Source organism: Streptomyces sp. NPDC019937, from assembly GCF_040631655.1.
Taxonomy (GTDB): Bacteria; Actinomycetota; Actinomycetes; order Streptomycetales; family Streptomycetaceae; genus Streptomyces.
The window spans coordinates 75,728-95,321 of the sequence record NZ_JBEYAL010000004.1 but is presented as its reverse complement, the minus strand read 5'-3'; the positions used below and the strand labels follow the sequence as shown (position 1 = coordinate 95,321).

Annotated in this window: 1 protein-coding gene (only partly in view); it reads right to left on the bottom strand. The window is 74.2% G+C overall.

The whole window is internal to a lonely Cys domain-containing protein gene (locus ABZ562_RS05010) on the bottom strand: the coding sequence, 95,679 nt in all, runs 55,913 nt past the left edge and 20,172 nt past the right edge, and what appears here is coding positions 20,173-39,766 — codons 6,725 (complete) to 13,256 (partial); reading right to left, the first codon wholly in view occupies nt 19,592-19,594. Both codon boundaries (start and stop) fall beyond the window edges.

Here is a 19,594-nt window from a genome sequence, read left to right as displayed (position 1 = left end):
AAGCGACGAGGGTGACCTCGCTCAGGTCGACGCCGAGGGCGCCGAGGCGCTGGTCCCCGTCGCGGCCCACCGCCGAGCCGTCGGGGCGCCGGATGACCCGCTCCGGGGCCAGCATGCCCCCGACCGCCAGGCGGAACGCGCCCAGCCGCACGCTCTGGTCCAGGTCGACACCGACGCGCGCCGCGCGCTCCAGCAGCCGCACCAGTTCCCGGCGCCGGCCCTGCTCGGGGGCGGCCAGGTGCAGGACGCGGGCGGCGAAGGCGTCCACGTCGTAACCGAAGTCCCGGACGGCGGTCGCCCCGCGCTCCGCCAGACCGAACCCGGCCAGCACCGCGAGGCTGGGCGCGGCGGCCGTCTCCGGGGCCAGGGCGATGCGCAGCAGGTCGTCCCGGTGCGCCCCGGTCACGGGCGTGTCGTCGTCCAGCAGCAGCACATGGCGGGCGAGGGCGTCCATGTCCAGCGGGCCGTCCGCGAGTTCGGGGACGCCCGCCCGCAGCGTGTCCAGCCGGTCCAGGGCGTCCCGCAGGTCACCGGGGCGGACCAGGGACCGCTGCCGGCCGTCGGTGCCGGCCGGCGGGGTGTCCAGGCCGAACGGCAGGCCGTCGTTGACGGGCAGCGGCCGTCCCCGGCCTGCGGGCGGGGGCTTCGGCGCGCCCTTGCCGCCGGGCGGCCCGGCCGGGGGCAGGACGGCCACCGGCGGGACCGGGGCGGGCCGGGTGGGCGGGGTCGGGGCCGGCCGGGTGGTGCGGAAGTTCCAGGGGCCACGCGGGTTGCGGGGGCCGCGGGGCGTCGCCGCGAGGAAGCTGCCGCCGCGCTCGTACAGGACGATGGCGTTGTCCTCGTCGGCGGACGCGGTGCCGAAGGTGTCGATCGTGCCGTTCTCGTGCACGTAGGTGACGTGCAGGTCCAGGTGCTCGGCCACCAGCCGGGCCGCGAGCAGGGCCGTCTCCCGGTTCCAGCGGCGGGAGGTCCGCAGATGCGCGCGGACCAGGCCCTGCCGCACCCAGTCGGGCAGCGGCGGGAAGGACTCGGGCAGCCGGCCGCCGCCGCGTTCGAACTCCCGGCGCAGCTCGGGGGTGAGCGGGCGGAACCCGGCCTCGTACAGCTCGTCCTCGGTGAACGTGGCCCGGGGATCGAGCCGGACGTTCCGCGGCAGCGGCACGGTGTCCATGAGTTCGGTCAGCTCGTCGACCACCTCGTATCCGCGGCCGCCCCCGGGATCCGCGCCCAGCGCGACGGCGACCGCGTTGTAGAACTGGTTTCCGTCGCCGACCCGCGGCTGGACCAGGTCGTAGGCGTAGCCGTCGGGGTCGGTCAGCGTACGGACGTCGGTGGCCGCGTCGTACTTCGGCTGGTCCGCGTAGACCTCGTCCGCCAGGCCCTCCCAGGTCCACGGGCGGGTGGCGTGGGCGGTCAGCAGTGAGTCGTCCACCGGGGGCTCGGGCTTCGGCGGCGGGGGCGGGCCCTCGGCCACGGCGGCCGCCTCCACGGCACGGAAGTGCCGGTCCGCCAGGTACAGCACGACGCGCTCGGCGTCGGCGCGCAGCGGGCGGTCGGGGTTGGGCGAGTAGTCCTGGTACGTGCCGTCGTCGCGGACGACGCGCACGCCCACCCCGTACATCCGGGCCGCGAGCACGGGGAGCACGTCGGCGACGCCGTGGTTCCAGCCGGTGTCGTGCGTGGCGTCGGCGGCGCGCCGGAGCTGGGCGGCGGCGAGCGCGCGGCGCTGCGCGGGGGTCAGCGGCCGGTAGCGGCGGTCGGGGGTGGGCCGGTCGCCCGCCGAGTGCGGGATCACGCCGAGGGCGTCGAACTCGCGGCGCTGCGGGGTGTCGGTGCCCAGGTCCAGGGCGGCGGCGTCCAGTTCGGCGGAGGTGAAGGTGTCCGTCTCGTCCGGGGAGAAGTACGTCAGCAGCGGCGAGTCCTCCGGCAGCCCCTCCACCGCGTCCGCGAAGGCGTCGCGCAGGCCGGCGGCGTCCAGTGCGGTGCCGTCGGACCCGACGCGGGCCGCGGGCAGCGCGCGCTGGAACGCGCGGTAGAACGAGTTGTCCGCGGGGACGTCCAGCAGCCGGTGGGTGGTCCCCTCGGGGGACTTCAGCGCGAGCGCGCCGTCGCCGAGCGCGGTCACCTCGGTGTAGCGGGGCGGTGTGCCGGGTGTCGCGGGCTCCTCCCGGAACGTCTCCTCCCGGGTGTCCCCCCGGCGCTCCGTGTCCGTGCCGGACAGCTCCTCGGGCGTCTCCTCGGCGATCGACTCCAGCACCGGCGTCCGCGGCGCCCTCGGGCTGCGGGGGGTCCGCGGCCTCCCGGCCGGATCCGTCGTCGGCTCCTCGGCGATGGAATCCAGCCCGGGCGCCTTCGCCGCCTTCGGCCGGGCGGAGTGCCTGACCGGGTTCTCCGTCCGCCCGGTCTTCCCCGGCTCCCAGTCCGTCACCTGCGGCTCGGGCAGTCCGGCGCGGGTGGGGACCGCGCCCTCCTCGCCGCTGGGCGGGTCCTCGGGCAGCCGGTGCCAACGGGTGAGCCGGTCGGTCTGGGCGCGCAGGTGGTGGAGGGCGTCCGCCGCGTCCTCGGCCTTGCGCTCCTGGCTTCGCGCCTCCGCGACGCGCGCCTCCACGGCGCGCTCGGCCGCCCGGAACGCCTGGGCCGCCGCGTGGGCCGCGTCCCGCGCGCCGGCCAGGCTCTCCTCCGCCGCGGCCGTACGGCGGTCGAAGTCCTGCCGCGCCGCCGCCGCCATCCGGTCGCGTTCCCGGCGGCGGATGTCGGCGACCAGGGCGTCCGCCTCGGCCAGCGCCTTCCCCGCGCTCGCGAGCCGGGCCTCGGCGGCGGCGCGCCGCGCGGGCGTGTCGGTGTCCGTCAAGGTGTGCAGCACGGCGGTCTGGTACGTCAGCAGCGCCTGTGCGGCCAGTTCCGTCGCGGACCGCAGGGCGTCGGCCACCGGGGCCGGGAAGTCTCCGGGGGCCTGCTCGAGCGCCGCGTCGGCCGCCGCCATCGCCGCCGCGAAGTCCCGCCGCGCCGCCGCGAACTCCGCTCCCGCGGCGGCCTCGGCCTCCCGGCGCTGCCGCCGGGCCACCGAGCGGGCCACCATGGCGGCTGCGGCGGCCTCCCGCAGATCGGGGAGGTCCCGGCGCAGCTCCCAGTACTTCGCGTCCTCATCCGCCCACGTCTTCGCCGCGTCCTTGACCTTGGTCCACGCCGTGGCGACCGACTCGGGGAAGTTGTCGTCGCTGATCAGCCCGAGCTGGCGGGCGACGTCCTCGCGCACCCAGGCCAGCACGTGGGTCCGCGACTCGACGGTCTGCGGGCCCGGCTTGACGCCGCCGAGCGAGCCCATCAGGTGCTTGCGGACCCAGTTGCTCGACGGCTGGTCCTTCAGCTGCCGCTGGACCTCGGCCACGCTCAGCCAGGCGGTGGGGACGGCGAACGCGAACACCCGGCCCGTGTTGGGCTTGACGTTCACCTGGCGGGCCTGGTCTCCCGCGATCACCCGCCCGTCGCTGTCGGAGGTGTCGGCGCCGGTGCCGGAGGCGCCCGGGTTCGCCGCGCCGACGGTGTCCGACTTCAGGGCGGGCGCGGCACCGAAGACGGTGTTGTGGTCGCCGCCCTGGGAGGCGGTCGCGTTGTCGCTCTGGGTGGCCCGGACGGAGGACTCCATCCGGGCACCGTCGGCCACCGCCAGCAGCTGCGCGCCGGCGAAGTCCGGCCGGGAGAACACCCGCAGCGCTCCCTCGGAGCGGTCCGCGAGGCCGTTCTCGACCAGGCCGGCGGTCTCGTAGCCGTCGTTGCCCGAGGCGTGTTCGAAGAACGCGGAGAGCGCGCCGGAGCCGTGGGAGTCCTCCAGCACCTGCGCGGAGCCGGTGCCCTCGGCGGTCAGCGGGGTGATCCGGGCGGTGCGCAGGGCCCGCTCCAGCGCGTCCCCGGTCAGCGGGCCCGAGGTGGTGGCGAGCCGGTTGTCGTACGCCTTGCCCAGCGCGATGGTGCTCGCCGCCAGGACGTTCTCGGCGCCGATGATGTTGCGGACGTGGAAGCCGTTCTTGGGCGGGATGAACGGCCCCTGCGTCCCGTCGGGCAGGGTGATGGCACGCCAGGAGTCGAAGACCCCGGTGATGTCGCTGTCCTTCCTCAGCGGGGATTCGTCCCCGCTGAGGACGTTCACCGCGGCCGGTTCGTCGGCGATCTCCGGCAGGGCCAGCGGATCGGGCCCGTCCGCCGGGGCGCCCGGGGCGGTGTCCGGCCGCATCAGGCTGAGCGGGACGATCTCCCGCTGGATGCCGACGTCCCCGCTGTGCTCGATCCGCCGGGTCTCCGGGTGCCGGGGCTCGTCCCCCTTCTGCCGGCCCATCTCCATGGTGATGCGCAGCCGGTAACGGGTGGCGTACTCGGCGTGCGGCTCGCTGGTGTACGTGCTCCACAGCCGGCCCCGGACGCGGGCGTCGGTCGCGGAGACGTTCTGCCGGTTGGAGCCGGTCTCGGCCATCGACGGGCCCGCCACCGGCACATGGGCGTCGCTGGTGTGGATGCCCTCGTTGACCTGGGTTCCGGCGTCACTGCCCCGCCCGGAGGGGAAGGCGTCGCTGTGGCTCTCCGTCGCCCAGCGGTGATCCTCCAGTTCGGTGCGCGGCCACAGCTGGACGAACCGCTGCTCGCCCACGGGTTCGAGCTGGACGCGGATGCGTACGTTCCGCCCGCCGATCCGGACCCGCTTCCAGCCGGGGCCGCCGATGCGGGCGGTCACGGAGGAGCCCGTGCCCGTCATCTCCCGGCGCAGCGCGCGGGTGACCCGGGCCGAGGTCAGGCGGTGGATGGCCTCCCGGCTCTGGTCGTCGATGGCCAGGTCGTTCAGTCGCCGCTCGAACTCCTCCACCACCTTGGAGGTGTCCAGGGAGTTGACCGGATACGTGGCGAACGGGGCCTTGCGGAACCACCGGGGCTGGAGCCAGCCGCGGCGGGTGTACGACGGGCCCCCGCCGAGGTCGTCGCCCTGGATCAGGCCGAGCCGGTGGGCGATCCGCTCGGGCAGGTGGCCCAGCCAGCCGCCCTTGATGACCTGCCGCTCCCCCGCCCAGTCGCGCAGTGTGCGCACCACCGTGCCCAGCGGCGAGAGCACACCGGAGGAGCGCGTCTCGGCGGCCACCTCGTGCTCGGCGTCGCCGGTGGTGAGCACCTGGTGGCCCTGGTCGACCCGGTTGATGTCCGAGGTGACCGTGCGGGTGATGGTCCCGCTGGAGCCCCGGCTGCGCCACCACGGCCGCCAGACCAGGCCGTAGCTGCCGGTCACGCCCGGGCCCTGCTGGTGGGAGTGGCCGTAGACGGCGGTGAAACCGGCCGACTGGGTGAAGGACTTGCTCTGCACCCCCGACGCCTTGTTGCTGCCGCCGACCGTCAGCTCGGTCTCCATCGGCTGCGGCCGGGTCAGCGCGCGCAGGTTGGTGACCCGCATCCGGTGCACGACGGTGGCCAGCCAGTCGAGGTAGGGCCCCTTGCCGAACAGGCCCGTGGTGTGCGATCCGGTGGCGCTCGCGTTCTGGTCGACGTTGGCCGTCAGGAACTGCGGCTGCTGCGGTCGTACGGCGGCGTCGTGCGCGGGGGCGCCGACCCGGGTCAGCTGCCACTTGTTGTGGGACGCCTTGGCCAGGACCCGGTCCACGATGCCCGGGGAGGTCGTGTCGGCCACCACCGACAGGGTCTGGTGGGGCAGCCCGTCCAGCGGCCCGGGGTCCCGGCCGTCCTCGGCCGAGGCGTCGATCAGCCGCCTGGCCTCGTCGCGGGTCATCGGGGTGCGGGTGACCGGGTTCGGGTCCAGGTACGGGTTGTCGGCGCCCGGCGCGTGCGGGTCGGTCTTCGGGGAGTGCTCGGACGGGACGCTCAGCAGCACCTTGCCCCGGACGGCCGGGACCTCGGCGTTGCCGCCGATGATGTCGCCCCGGCCCTTGGGGCCGCGGACGAAGGCGGAGGTGCCGAGGATGCCGAAGCTGACCAGGCCGCGCAGCAGGCTCCGGGGCCGCCAGTAGCCGCCGGTGCTCACGCTGAGGGACAGGTCGTAGGAGTAGAGGTTGCCCGGCTTGGTGCTGACCGCCAACTGGTCGAACGTGGCGGTCCCGCCGTAGCCGGACTCGTCGCGGGCCTGCCAGCCCGCCTGATAGCCGAACTGCCCGGTCAGGGCATGGGTGGGGAACCCGATGTTGTCGACGGCGGTGTCCCGCAGCGACGCCATCGCCTCGAAGCCCAGCTCGGCCCCCTGGGCCCCGTACCGGCTCTCGTCCAGGGCCGTGGCGCCGGGCGCGCTGTGGCGCAGGATGGTGTCCGTGGGGGACACATAGGTGCGGTTGGTCAGCTCCGCGTCGATCCAGATGTGGTAGTAACCGCGGGTGAACCGGCCGGGGTTGACCAGGCCGATCCGGATGCCGGTCCGGCTCATCGCCTCCAGGTTGCCGGCCATGCTGTGGTGCGAGAGCGCGTTGATCACGGTCAGCGTGTTGTGCAGGACCATCTGGTAGTGCGCGTGGTCGCGCCACCTCGGGTCGTCCGGGCTTTCGAGGTCCTCCAGCCGGGCGACCATCGTGGGGTACTTGCGGGCGACGGCGGTCAGCACCTGCCGGCTGAACGAGTCGAGCCTGTTGCGCTCGGCGAAGGTGACCTGAGGGCTCTCCGAGACAGCGGTGCCGCTGTCGGTGCTGGTGCCGGTGCCGGTGCCGCTGTCTTCGGCGACGGGCTGGAGGGCGGTCTCGGCGGAGGTGTCCTCGCCCTCGATGCCCGCCGCGAACCTGCGGCTGTACCGGCCGTTGGCGTAGAGGAACTGCACCGGCCGGGCCATGCCGAGGGTCGGCGGGCGGTCCTCGGTGAGGTAGGCGGGGGCGTACGGCTCCGTGGCGCCGAAGGTGTTCTCGTCCTCCATCCCGGCCAGGCGGCGCGCCTCGGTGCGCGTCATCCGGTCCAGGCTCCAGGTGGTGAACGGCGTCGCGTGCGCGTCCCCGGTCTTGCGGATCCAGACGGTCTTCTCGACCCGGTACAGGTCGGTGGTGACGTTCTTGGCCCGGCCGACCGAGCGGACCGCGCCCGAGCCGCCGGTCATCGCCGAGCGGCCCCGGGTGTGCCCGAGGCGCAGGCTGGGGCCGATCTGGATGCGGGGCTTGATCCGGTTCATCCAGTCGGAGATGACGTTCTGGAGGCCGAACGTCGGCAGGTTGAACGTCGGCCCGACGACCAGGGAGAAGTCCTTGGCGATCGCCTTGGTCTGCTTGCGGGTGTTCTGCACCGTCAGGAAGACCGAGTCCCGCAGCTCCGCCTTGTCGGTCTCCGAGGCCAGCACGGCCCGCCCCGGAACCACCCGCTCGATGACGAAGGCGCCCAGCGGGGTGCGCTTCTTGTCGTCGGCGAACAGCGGCTTGCCCGGCACCGAGGACCGGGACAGCCGCCCGGCCAGCTGGTGGAAGTTCCGGGAGGACAGGAACCGGTCCAGCTCCCGGTAGGCCGAGGAGTCCGGTTCGGCGCCGATCCGCTCCACCGCCCAGTCGCGGATCCGCGCGACCGGGCCGAAGTCCTCGGTGATGACGAGCCGGTAGTCGGACTCGGGCCCCAGCCGCAGCGTCGTGGGGGTCCGGCGGAGCGTGGACTTCGTGGTCACGCCCTCGGGGAGCCGTGCCTTGAGCCCGTGGTGCACGCCGAAGGCGAACTCCACGTCCGGCGCCGCCTCGAAGGCCGGCCGGGCCCGCCAGCGGGTGCCGAGGACGCCCCGCTTGGCCGGGCGCGGCTGCTCGGCGTCGGTGATGCGCACCTCGATGTACGCGTCGTCCAGGTACGGATGCGAGGGGTCCCACTGGCGGGTCTCGCCCACGCTCAGGATCTGGTCCTGGGTGGAGTAGGTGACCTCGCGGATGCGGCCCAGCCGGATGCCGACCCGGCCGAACGCGGAGACGATGGTCGACTGCGGCCCCAGCGGCGCCGTCGGGGCCAGCTGGCGGGTCTGGCCGACCGTCTTGGAACCGCCGATGCTGGCCTGGGCGCGGTAGGCGTTGTCCACCTTGGTCGGTGCGGCGCCGTCGGTGAACTTGGTCCACTCACCGTAGTTGCGCACCCTGATGTGCAGCTTGCGCAGCCGCCCCGACTCGGTGCGGTACACGAACTCGCGGCCGTCACCGGCGAAGGTCTGCGGGCGTTCCCTCATCGCGCGCTGCATCCGGCGGAAGACGGACTCGTCGATACCGCCGCCGCGGACCCGGTGGCGCATCGACGGCTCCTCGCCAGAGGCCGTCTCCGGGCCGTGCCCGGCCATCTCGGTGTCGATGTGCTCCGTGATCCGCTCCCAGTCGCGGATGTAGACGTCGCTCTGCCCGAAGGCGATGGGCATGGCGGTGTCGTCGGACTCGTCGCCGGGGAACGCCAGGAAACCGTCGACATAGCCCGGCATGTGGCTGTCGTCGGTGAACCTGCTGGGCCGGTGCACCTGGGGCGGCGGCAGCATCTCGGTGTCGATGCGCGGCCGGCGGCGCTCCTCCAGCTCGTCGTCGATCTGCACCCCGGCCGGCTTCGGCCGGGGGTTCTGGCCGGGCGGCGGGGTGGGCCCGAGGGGGGAGGGCGGCGGGGGCGGAGGCGGCGGCGTGGGCGGAGGCACCTCGGCGACGACGGCGGTGAGGCCGGGCGCCGGGTCCTCGAGGCCCGGCACCGGCCCGCCGAGGCCGGGCAGCGGGCCGTGGAGGCGGGACACCGGGGCGCCGGGGGCCAGGGTCGCGGTGGTACGGCGGCCGTCGCCGCGGGAGGAGGCGGGGGTGTCCGCGTCGACCGGCGGGGGCGGCACCAGCGCCGGCATGCTCACCGAGTCCAGTGCGCGGGGGCTGGACACCCGCAGGGCGGCGGCGGTGGGGTTCGCCCCGGTGACGGGCGAGGGGTGCAGGGAGAACGCCGGGTGCGCGGCCCCGTCGGCCGTGTGCACCCCGACGGGGAACTCCGAGGAGTACACCGTCCGGCCGATGCGCTGGGCCAGGTCCTGCGCCAGGCCGGGGGCGAGACGGTCCAGCTCGGAGACGGCCAGGAAGACGGGGACGGCCGGGTCGAGGTTCAGCAGGTCCGGGTCGTTCGCCACCAGTTCGAGGAACTCCCCGGCCGGCACCCGCCGGGTCACTCCGGCGTACGACACGAAGAGGTGGCTCGGGTCGTTGCGGTCCAGTTCGGCGCGGACCGCGTACGGAGCGGGCAGGTCCCGTCCCTCCGCGGTCTTCCCGTGCCACGGCGCATCCACCGTGCCGCCGGGGAGGTGGACCTTCGACAGGTCGAGGGGGACGCCCGTCTGCGGCGTGGCCAGCAGATGGCGCCCGGCCGCCGGACCGCCGGCCGTGACCGGGGGCATGGCCGTGGCGTCGGACAGGGCCTGCTCGATCTCCAGGTGGTAGGCGGCCACCTGGGCCGGGTCGGCCCCGTCGCGGCCGACCGCGTACGCCGCGGTCGTCACGTCCAGCGCCCGCTGCCGCCGCGCGTCGTCCACCTCGGACGGGTCCAGGTGCAGCACGCTCGCGGTGTACGCGTCCAGTGCGGCGGCGTCGAGGGTGTCCAGCGCCTCGTACGCCTTGACCCCGGCCCAGAACACCTGGGAGCGCTCGTCCTCGCCCACCTCGTCCGTACCGGACAGCGCGAGGACATCGGCGATCGCCCGCGACACGTCCGGGCGGTCCAGCCGGGCGGCGACCCGGTCCACGGCCGGGGGCAGCGTCACGAAGTCCGGCAGCGGCGTACCGGGTCCGGCGGCGAGGGCCTGGGCGAGCACCGCGCGGTAGTCGTCCCGGCGCGGCTCGGCCTGTCCCGGGGGCAGCTTCGCGGCGACGACCCGCTGGAAGAAGTCCAGGGTGAACGGGCCCGCCTGCCGGAAACGCGGATCGTCCCGCCACATCGCCTCCAGCGCGGCGGCCCCGCGCAGCAGCTCCGCGTAGGCGGGGTCCTCCTCGACGCGGACGTCGTCGTCGATCTCGTTCCCGAGCGTCAGCTTCAGCGCCCGCACCAGCTCCAGCGTCCGCTGCCGTGCCTCCTCGGACACCGGGTCCGGTCCGCGGTGCAGCCCGATGGCGCGCGCCCGGCGGTCCAGTTCGGCGGTCTCCGGCTCCGGGAAGAACTCCGCGTACGAGCCCCAGCGCCCCTGGGGGTCGGTCACCAGGGCGCGGACGTACTCGCCGTTCAGGTGCAGCACGCCGGAGCGGACGGTGGCGGCGCTCACCTTGTTCCGCATCTCGTTCGCGTAGTGCTGGCCCTGCGGGACCTCCCGGAGCGGGTTGGGCACGAAGGCGCCGGGGTTGTTCCGCCCGAAGGTGGTACGGCGCGGGACGGCGCTGTCCTTCGGGGAAGCCGACCGGCACGACAGCAGGGCGAGCCAGTCCTCCTTCTTGTTCTCCAGGAGGGCGGTGAAGCTCTTGCGCTTCTTCAGCCACTTGGCGCCGCCGGCGCCCCATGCCTGGTGCTTGGTCCCGTCGTCCAGGGCGAAGGACGTGAAGCCCGCCCCGCCGTGGGCGCCGAAGAACGCCTTCAGCTTCCCCCGGGCGGCCGGTTCCAGGGGGAACGTCCTGGAGTAGGTGCCGGTGGCGAAGTTGAAGTGCACGTACTTCGTCACCTGGTCGAGGTGGCGGTACGTGTCCTCCCGCTGGGCCATCTCCTCGGGCCGGAACGAGGCGCGGCCGATCTGCCAGTCCGTCAGCTCGCTGCCCACCGGAGAGGACAGCACGTGGTCGTGCCAGTCCTCGTAGTGGCCGCCGTCCTCCTCGTCGGAGTCGGGCAGCATGCCGGGCGGGACGGGGAACCACGCGCCCACCGGGCGCCCGGGAGCCTTGAAGACCGCGAGGGTCAGACGGCCGTCCGGCGTGGTCGTCAGCCGTACGTCGCCGCTGTGCGCCCATACGGTACGCCCCGTCCGCTCCGCCAGCAGCCGCGCCACGTACTGGTCTTTGTCACCGGCGAACGGCATGGCCAGCACGATCGGGGCGTCCGCGGGAAGCTTCGCCAGCTCCGGGTCCTTCAGGACCTCCGCCACGAACCGCTCGGCGCGCACGATCCAGGGGCCGCCGCCCAGTGCCGGGATCGTCACCCGGTCGTCCACCGAGGTGGCGGCCAGCAGGTAGGGCCTGGAGCCGCCCAGCCACCTCGGGGCCGTCGCGTCGAGAATCCGCGGGGTGGTGCCCGGCCGCTCCTCCAGGAGGCTGATGGTGCTCGCGTGCAGCTCCGCGTCGGGCAGGCCCGTCCAGTTCAGGCCCGGCACCCGGGTACCGCCGAGGGTGAAGCGGTGGTCCGCGTAGCGTTCCGCCTCCTTCTCGTCCCGGTACGCGGCCACCTGCGCCAGGCTGCCCGCCCGGCCGTCCCGCATCGCCGCGTCGGTCACCGCGTACAGATCCATGCGCAGAGCGCTGGTGACCGGTGTGGCGTCGGTCAGGCCCAGGACGCGCCTGGCCAGGACGTCCGGGGCGAACGGTCCGTCCCGCAGACCGGGCTCGGCCTGCCGCAGCTCGTCCAGCCGCAGCACTGTCGCCGAGTGCCGGTGGGCGTTGATCCCGATCGTCACCGGGTCGGAGGCCGGGGTCGACGGACTCTTGCTCCCGGTCATCACGAGGATGGCGAAGTCGCCCTCGGACAGGCCCTCACCGGCCGCGCCGAGCGCGGTCAGCGCCCGGCCGAGGTGGCGCCGGAACACCGCGGCCACCGCGTCGGCCCGCGCGCGGGCGAGCTGCTGGTCCGGTCCGCTGCCGGTGATGCGGATCGCGAGCCTGGGCAGCTTCGCCCGCTTGTCCCGCGCCCTGGCCCCGGCCACCCGGTCCGCCAGCCGTTCGATGGCCGCCTCCTGGTCCGCGGACACCTCGGCGGACCGTCCGTCGAACGCCACCGGGGTCGAGCGCGGCAGCACGGACGGCCCGGCCGGGGCGGCGGGAGCGGACGTGCCGGCCGGCGTCACGGGGGCCGGTGCGGCGGGCGGATCGCCGACGGGCGCGGTGTGCACCTGGTCCGTGTCGATCCGGGCGGCCAGCTCCGCGATCTGATCCGCCGACAGGCGCGGGGCCGGCAGCGACGCGGCCGGGGCCGCCGGCGGCCGCCCGGACTCGGCGGCCCGCGCCGTCGCCACCGCGGACCGGGGCCCCGGGGGCAGCGCGGGCATCGGCGCCCAGGGCGACAGCACGGCCTGCCCGGCCTCGCGGCGCAGCGGATCCGAGGCCGGGCGCGGGGCGTCGACCGGCGCGTTCGGGGCGACGGGCCGCGTCACGCGGAAGTCCGCCACCGTCGGGGCCGGGGCGCCCGGGGCCTGGGTCAGGGCCGGTATGGGGCGCTGGGACCCGAACGGCGTGAACCGGTCCAGGGGCAGGGCCGTCGTATGGACCGGATGGCCGATCCGCTGGGCGAGTCGCTCGGCCAGGCCGGGAAGGTGCTGGTCGAGCTCCGAGATCTCCAGGACGACGGGGGTGTCCAGCGGCCTGACCAGCAGGTGGCGGTCGTTGGCCAGCAGCTCGACGAACACCGCCTCCGGCACGCTCAGGGACCGCCCGCCCAGGGACAGCGTGAGGCTGCCCGGGTTGTTCCGGTCCACCGAGGCCCGCACCGCGTAGGGAGCCGGCTTGTCGTTGCCCCGCGCGTCCTTCCCCGCCCACGGCGCGTCCACGAGGCCGCCGGGCGTCCAGATCTTCGACAGGTCCGGGCCCGGGGTCTTCGGCGCCTCCACGAAGTCGCGCCCGGAGACCGGTGTCGGCAGGCCCCCCGCGCCGTCGGGGGAGGACACGGCGGTGGAGTCCAGCAGAGCGCCCTGGCTCTCCAGGTAGCCCGCCCGCACCACGGCGGGGTCGGCCCCGTCACGCCCGCGCGCGTACAGCATGGTCATCAGCCACCGGGCGGTCCGGCGCAGGTTGTCGTCGGGCGCGGCGCCAAAGGTCTGCCTGACGAGCGCGTCGAGGTCCGCCCCGGGCGCGGCCAGGGCCTCGTGCGTCTTGACCCGGGCCCAGAACACGCGGGAGAGCTCGGCGGGTCCCACCGTCTGCGGGCCGGTCAGGGCCAGGGTCGCCGCGGTCTCCGCCGCCGGGGCCACCGTGGTCCACCAGAGGACCGCCTCGTCCAGCGCCCCCGTCAGCTTAGGGGCGAAGGTCACCAGGGCGGTGCCGTCGGGCGCGTCCGCCGCGGCGGCGAGCACCGCGCGGTAGTCGTCGTGGCGTGCCTCGGTCCGCCCCTCGGGGAGCCTGGCGGCGACGACCCGCTGGAGGAGGTCCAGCGTGAACGGGCCCGCGTCGTCGAACCGCAGGTCCTCTCCCCACATCCGGTCCAGTGCGGCGGCCCCGCGCAGCAACTCCGCGTAGGCGCCGTCCTGCTCGACCAGCACACGGTCGTCGACGTCGTTCCCCAGGGTCAGCCTCAGCGCCCGCACCAGGCGCAGGGTCTTCTGCCTGGCCTCCTCGGACACCTCCCCCGGGCCCGTGTGATACCCGGCCACGCGGGCCCGGCGATCCAGCTCGGCGGTCTCGGGCTCGGGGTAGAACGTCGCGATCGAACCGAGCCGCCCCTGCGCGTCGGTGTAGACCGCCATGACGAGTTCGCCGTCCACGAACCTGGCCCCGACCGTGCCGAAGGCGGCGCTGACCTTGTGCCGGGTTTCGTTCGCCACGTGCTGTGCGACGGAGACGTCGGCGAGCGGATCGGGGACGAAGGCCACCGACAGGGCGTGCGACACCCCGGGGAAGACGGTGTCCGCGTACGCGATGCCGGGAACGGCACGGTCCAGGGGAGAGCCGTTCCAGCACGTCTCCATGTGGATCCAGTCGTCCTCATGGAGGTTCTGCACGCTCTTGCGGCGCGCGAGGTACCGCGGCCCCTCGACGCCGTAGGCGTAGTGGGTCGTGCCGTCGTCGAGTTCGAACGCCATCCGGCCCGCATCGCCGTGCCCGTCCCAGGTGTACGTCCTGCCCCGGTGCGGCAGCGGGATCTTCCCCGACACGGTCTTCTCGGTGGCGAGGTTCACGTGGACGTAGTGCGTCATCGTGCCGAAATGGCGCTGCTGGTCCTCCACGCCCCACCGGGCGACCTCGGCGCTCGACAGGCCGGAGCGGCCGGCCTGCCGCTTCAACCGCGCGTCCATGATCGTCCGGGTCAGCACCTTGCGGTACCAGTCCGGGACGCCGGGCCCGCGGTCGGGCGCCAGACCGGGCGGGGTGGGGATCCAGTCGCCCAGGTGACGGCCGGCCTCGTGCAAGACACCGATGAAGTCCAGGAACGGACCCTCGTAGGTGGCCGCGTGGCCGGAGTGCGCCCACACCGTCCTCCCGGTCCGCTCGGCCAGCAGCCGCGGCAGATCGAGGCCCCGGTCGCCGGCGAACGGGACGGCCAGCACGATCGGGTGGTCCGGCGGCAGGCCCTCCCGCTCCAGATCACGCGCGACCAGCTCGATGAACTCGTCGATGGTCAGGTCGCGGGTCTTCCCGTCCGGCCACGGCACGACGACCTTCTCGTGCGTGCCCGCGGCCGACACGACGTAGGGCGACGGCCCGCCGGCCCACTCGGAGTCCTTGATCCCGACCGTCCTGACGCTGCCGTCCGCAAGCCGCTCGACGGTCTCGTAGGTGTCGGTGTTCAGCTCGAGGACCTTGGCGGAACCCCAGTTGAGGCCCGGGACGCGCGTACCGCCCATCGAGAAGAAGCGGTCCCGGTTCGGGGCGATCAGACCCTGCTGGAAGACGTGGTACGCGCCCAGGGACGCCAGGCTGTCCGCCCAGCCGTCCGCCGCGGCTTCCGTGTACAGCCCGTACAGCCGCTCGCGGACGTCCGCGTCCACCGGGGCGTCCGGGGGGAGGTGGAGGATGCCGCGGGTGACGGCGTCGTCGTCCAGCGGGCCGTTCACCAGGCCCGGGGCGGCTATGCGGAGTTTACGCACCGCCGTGGCCGGATCGCCGAGTTCTATCGTCACCTGACGGCGCAGCGCCGCCACGTCCGCGTCCGGCATGGCACCGGTCTGTCCCACGTCCGTGCCGCGGCCGCGCCAGACGACGTGGAAGTCGTCCGCGGTGATCCGGCTGTCCACGGGGACGTGTCCCTGGAGGAGTTCCAGCGCGCGGTCCAGCTCATCCATGAACCGCTCGTACGCGGCGGCCGCGCGCCGCAGTGCCTCGGCGTCCGCCTCCTGCGCCGTGCCCTCGCCGTAGCCGAGAAGGGTCACGGTGGGCTTGGCGATGTTCCAGCCGTGGTGGTCCAGCCCGGTCCGGGCCACCTGGTCGGCCAGGTTGCTCAGCGTCGTCCCGGCCTCGTCGGACAGCGTGCCGGACCCGGGCGCGAAGCGCACCCGCACCGGCGACACCGACAGGGACGGGGCACTCGGGAGCGTGGCCTGGGGCGTGACCGGGGCGATGTGCACCGGCTGCGGGGCCGCCGATTGCAGTCCGGGCATCGGCCCGCCGGGCGCCGACCTGACCAGCGTCCCGGGCCGCGGCTTCGCGACCGTCACGGCGTCGGGGCCGGCGACCGACTCGGTGTCGGACCCGGGGTCGGAATCGACGTCGGTGTCGGAGCCGGAGTCGCTGTCGGAAACCGGGTCGAAGACGGAGTCGACGTCGGAATCGCTGCCGGAATCGGTGTCGGAATCGGTGTCGGAATCGGAATCGGAATCGAAGAGGCCCGGCGCGGTGTCCGGCTCGGGAGCCGTGAACGGCCCCATCGGCTCGGTCAGTTCGATCGTCGTCCGCCGCAGCACCTCCGGGTCCGCGTCACCGGACGCCACGCCCGCGCCACGGCTGCGGGCGGTGAACCGGAAGTGCGCCGCGGTGAGCTGGTCGGGCTCCGGCACCCCCCGCTGAAGCCCGGCCAGCACCTCGTCCAAGGAGTCCTCGAACCACGCGAGAACCGTCTCGGCCCGCTCCTGCCCCATCTCCCGCGCCTGCGCCGCCGGACCCTCGCCGAAGCCGGTGACCACACCCGACGGCAACGGCCGCCCCGCCCGCCAGTCCGCCAGCGCCGAAGACGCCACCTCACGCGCCAGATCCTCGATATCCGCCACATCGTCCTCGGACACCATGGTCGACCCCGCATCGAACCGCACCGTGAACACACGCCCCGCCGGAGCCGGCACCGCCTCCGAGGCCGCCAGGAGAGGCGGGGGCGGCACCGGCGGGCGAGTGTCCTCCGGGTTCTGCGGGTCGACCGGCTTGGTGGAGGTCCATTCCACGGCCGCCGAGGACGCACCGGCCTGAGCCGGCGGGTTCAGGGTCAGCACCGGGCGTTGCGCGCCCTGGGGCACCGTCTGGGTCGGGACAGCCGAGGTGGTCCAGATCTCCCGGCCGAAGTGCTGGGCCATGTCCCGCGCCAGCCCGGGGAAGTGGCGGTCGAACTCGGCGATGTCCAGCAGGAGCGGAACCGCCAGGTCCCTGCCGAGCAGGGAGCGGTCGCGGTCCAGCAGCTCGGTGAACTGCCGGGGGGTCAGACTCCTGGTGACGGTTCCGAAGGACACGAGCAGGCGGCCCGGAGCCTTCGGGTCCACCGCTGCCCGCACCACATAGGGCTCCGGCCTGGCCGTGTTCGTTTTCCCGGCCTTCCCCGCCCACGGCGCGGGCCGCGCCCCGGACGGCGTCCGGACCTCCGACAGATCCGGGAAGGCGTCCTTCGGTCCGGGCCGGTAGTCGCGTCCGGACACCTCGTTCGGGGTGCCGGGCGCGTGCAGGGCCGTCGGATCGGCCACAGCGCCGAGGGTGTCGAGGTGGTACGCGTACAGCACGGCGGGATCGGACCCGTCGAGCCCCATCGCGTACGCCGTGGTCATCAGCTCCCGGGTGAAGTCGCGCCCCGCGTCGTCCACCTGGCCGGCGGAGGGCAGGTCGTACAGCTGGGCGGTCATCTCGTCGAGGTTCACGGACGTGTCCAGCGCCTCGTACGTCTTGACCCGCGCCCAGAACATCCGGGACCACTCGGCCTCGTAGGGCTTGGTGGAGCCGTCCATGCGCAGGGCCTTGGTGGCCACCTGGGACAGGTCCACCGTGGCTTTCCACCGGGCCGCCCGGACCACCGACGACGGCAGTGTCACGAAGTCGCTCAGCTTCGTGCCGTCGGGGGCGGCGGCCGCCGCCTTCAGCACGTCCCGGTAGTCGGCCTGACGCGCCTGTGTCCGCCCCGCGGGAAGCCGCGCCTCGACGATCCGCCGGAAGAGGTCCAGCGTGACCGGACCCGTACCGCGGAGCTGCGGTTCCTTCATCCGCATCCGGTCCAGCGCGGCGGCACCGCGCAGCAACTCCGCGTACTCCGGGTCCTGCCCCACCCGCACGCCGTCGTCGACGTCGTTCCCCAGCATCAGCTTCAGCGCCCGCACGAGGCGCAGCGTGTGCTCCCGCGCCCAGGGCGGGGGCTGGGGGCCGCTGTAGTACCCGGCCTCGCGCACCCGGCGGTCCAGCTCGGCGGCGTCGGGCTCGGGGTAGAACTGCTGGAACCATTGCCGCCGCCCCTGGCGATCGGTGGCCAGGATCCGGAAGGGCAGGTCCTGGTGCAGCCCCACCCCGTCCAGGCGGATGAGGGCGTTCGTCTTGTGCCGGGTCTCGTTCGCGACGTGCTGCCCCATGGGGACGTCCGCGAGCGGGTCGGGGACGAAGGAGCCGGGGAAGGAGCGGCCCAAGGCCCCGAAGCCGGACGGCACGGCGCGGTCCGCGGGCGAACCGGCCCAGCAGATAATCAGCTCGTTCCAGTCGTCCTCGCCGAGCGCCTGAATGCTCTTGCGGTGCGCGAGGTACCGTGCCCCCTCGGCGCCGTAAGCACGGTACGTGGTGCCGTCCTCCAGCGGGAACACCAGGTAACCCGGGGTACCGTGCATCACCCAGTGATGCCGCTTCGCGTCCGGCTTGCCCGGACGTACCAGGCGAAGCGGCTTCGAGTAGCGGCCGGTGGCCGGATTCCAGTGAGCGACCGCCTTGATCGAGTCGAGTGCGTCGTGGAGCCTTTCCCGACGCTCACGGACGACCTCGTCGGGGCGCAGCACCTCACGGCCCGTCCGCTGCCCCGTGATGCGGCTCATGAGGGTCCGGGTGATCACCTTGCGCCACCAGGCCGGGGTGTTCCGGTCCCGGTCCGGTGCCATTCCGGGTGGGCTGGGGATCCAGTCGCCCTGGATCGCGTCGGCCTTGAGCAGGACCCCGATGTGGGGGGCGTCCGCCGTGGCGAGACCGCTGTGCGACCACACCATCCGGCCCGTCCGGTCGGCCAGCAGCCGTGGCAGGTCGAGTCCCCTGTCACCGGCGTGCGGAACGGCCAGCACAATCGGCGCGTCGAGGGGCAGCCCGGACAGCTCCGGATCGTGCGCGACCAGTTCCACGAACTCGTCGATGGTCAGGTCCCGGGTCGTATCGTCCGGCAGCGCCACCCGCACCATGTCGTGCCGGCCCGAGGCCACCACGACGAACGGCGTCGGGCCGCCCTTCCACGGGGCGTCCTTCTTGCCGATCACCTCGAGAACGCCGTTGCCGGCCCTCCGCAGGATCTCGATCGTGTCCGTGTCGTCCAGGTCGAGGACCTTGTCCTTGGCCCAGTTGACGCCCGGCACCCGTGTGCCACCCACCGTGAGGTAGCGGTCCCGGTTCCCGTCGAGCACACCCTGCTGGTCCATGTGGTACGCGCCCAGGGCGCCCAGGCCGGTCCCCCAGCCGTCCCGGCTCGCGTCGATGACCAGGTCGTACAGCTCCTGGCGTACGGCATCGTCCACCGCGGCGTTCGCGGGCAGGTGCAGGAGGCGACGGGCCATGACGTCGACGTCCAGCGGGCCGAGCTGGAGGGCCTCGTCGGTCATCCGCGCGGCGTTCAGCGTCGTCAGCGGGTCGGTGAACTCCAGCGTCACCTGCCGACGCGCGTCCGGGGCGGGGGGCGTGGCGGACGGTTCGAGGTCCTGGCCGCGGTGGCGCCCGACGATGTCGAAGTCGTCGGCCCGCAGACGGGGCGTGCCCTCGGGGACGTTGGCCTGGAGGGCGGCGAGCGCGGTGTCCAGAGCGGCGCGGAACCTGTCGCGCACGGCGTCGTCGCGCTGCTCGCTCTCCTCCAGCGCCTGCCCCGCCGCGTCCGGGCCCGTCCCCTCGCCGTACCCGGTGAGGGTCACGGCGGGGATCGGCCGGTTCCGGCGCCAGTTGTTCCACGCGAACCCGGCCAGGGCGCCTGCCGTGGCCTCGATGGCGGCGTCGGCCTGCCCGGACAGCGCCGTGGAGCCCGCGGCGAACGACAGCCGCACGGTCTTCGGCGGCGCGAAGGAGGCGGCGGCGCCCGGACCGGCTACCGGGGCGGTGTGCACGGACGGCGAGAACCCTCCGGGCAGCCCCGGCATCGGTACCCCGGAGGACGACAAGGTCTTCGGCGGCGCCGACTCGGCCTCGGTGTCGGAACCCGAGTCGGAAACCGAGTCGAAGACGGAGTCGGTGTCGGGCTCGGTGTCGGGCTCGGTGTCGGTGTCGGGCTCGCCGCGGGTCCCACGGTAGCCACGCGGGATCGGGGGGCGCACCGGGAGGGGGGCGGGTTCCGGGTTCTGCGGGTCGACGGGGTTCGTGGGGTCCGGCTCTCCGACCACCCACACCCGCCGGCCGAGGCGCTGGGCCACGACCTCGGCCAAGTGGGGGGCGTGGGCGGTCAGTCCCGGGATGTTCAGCAGGAC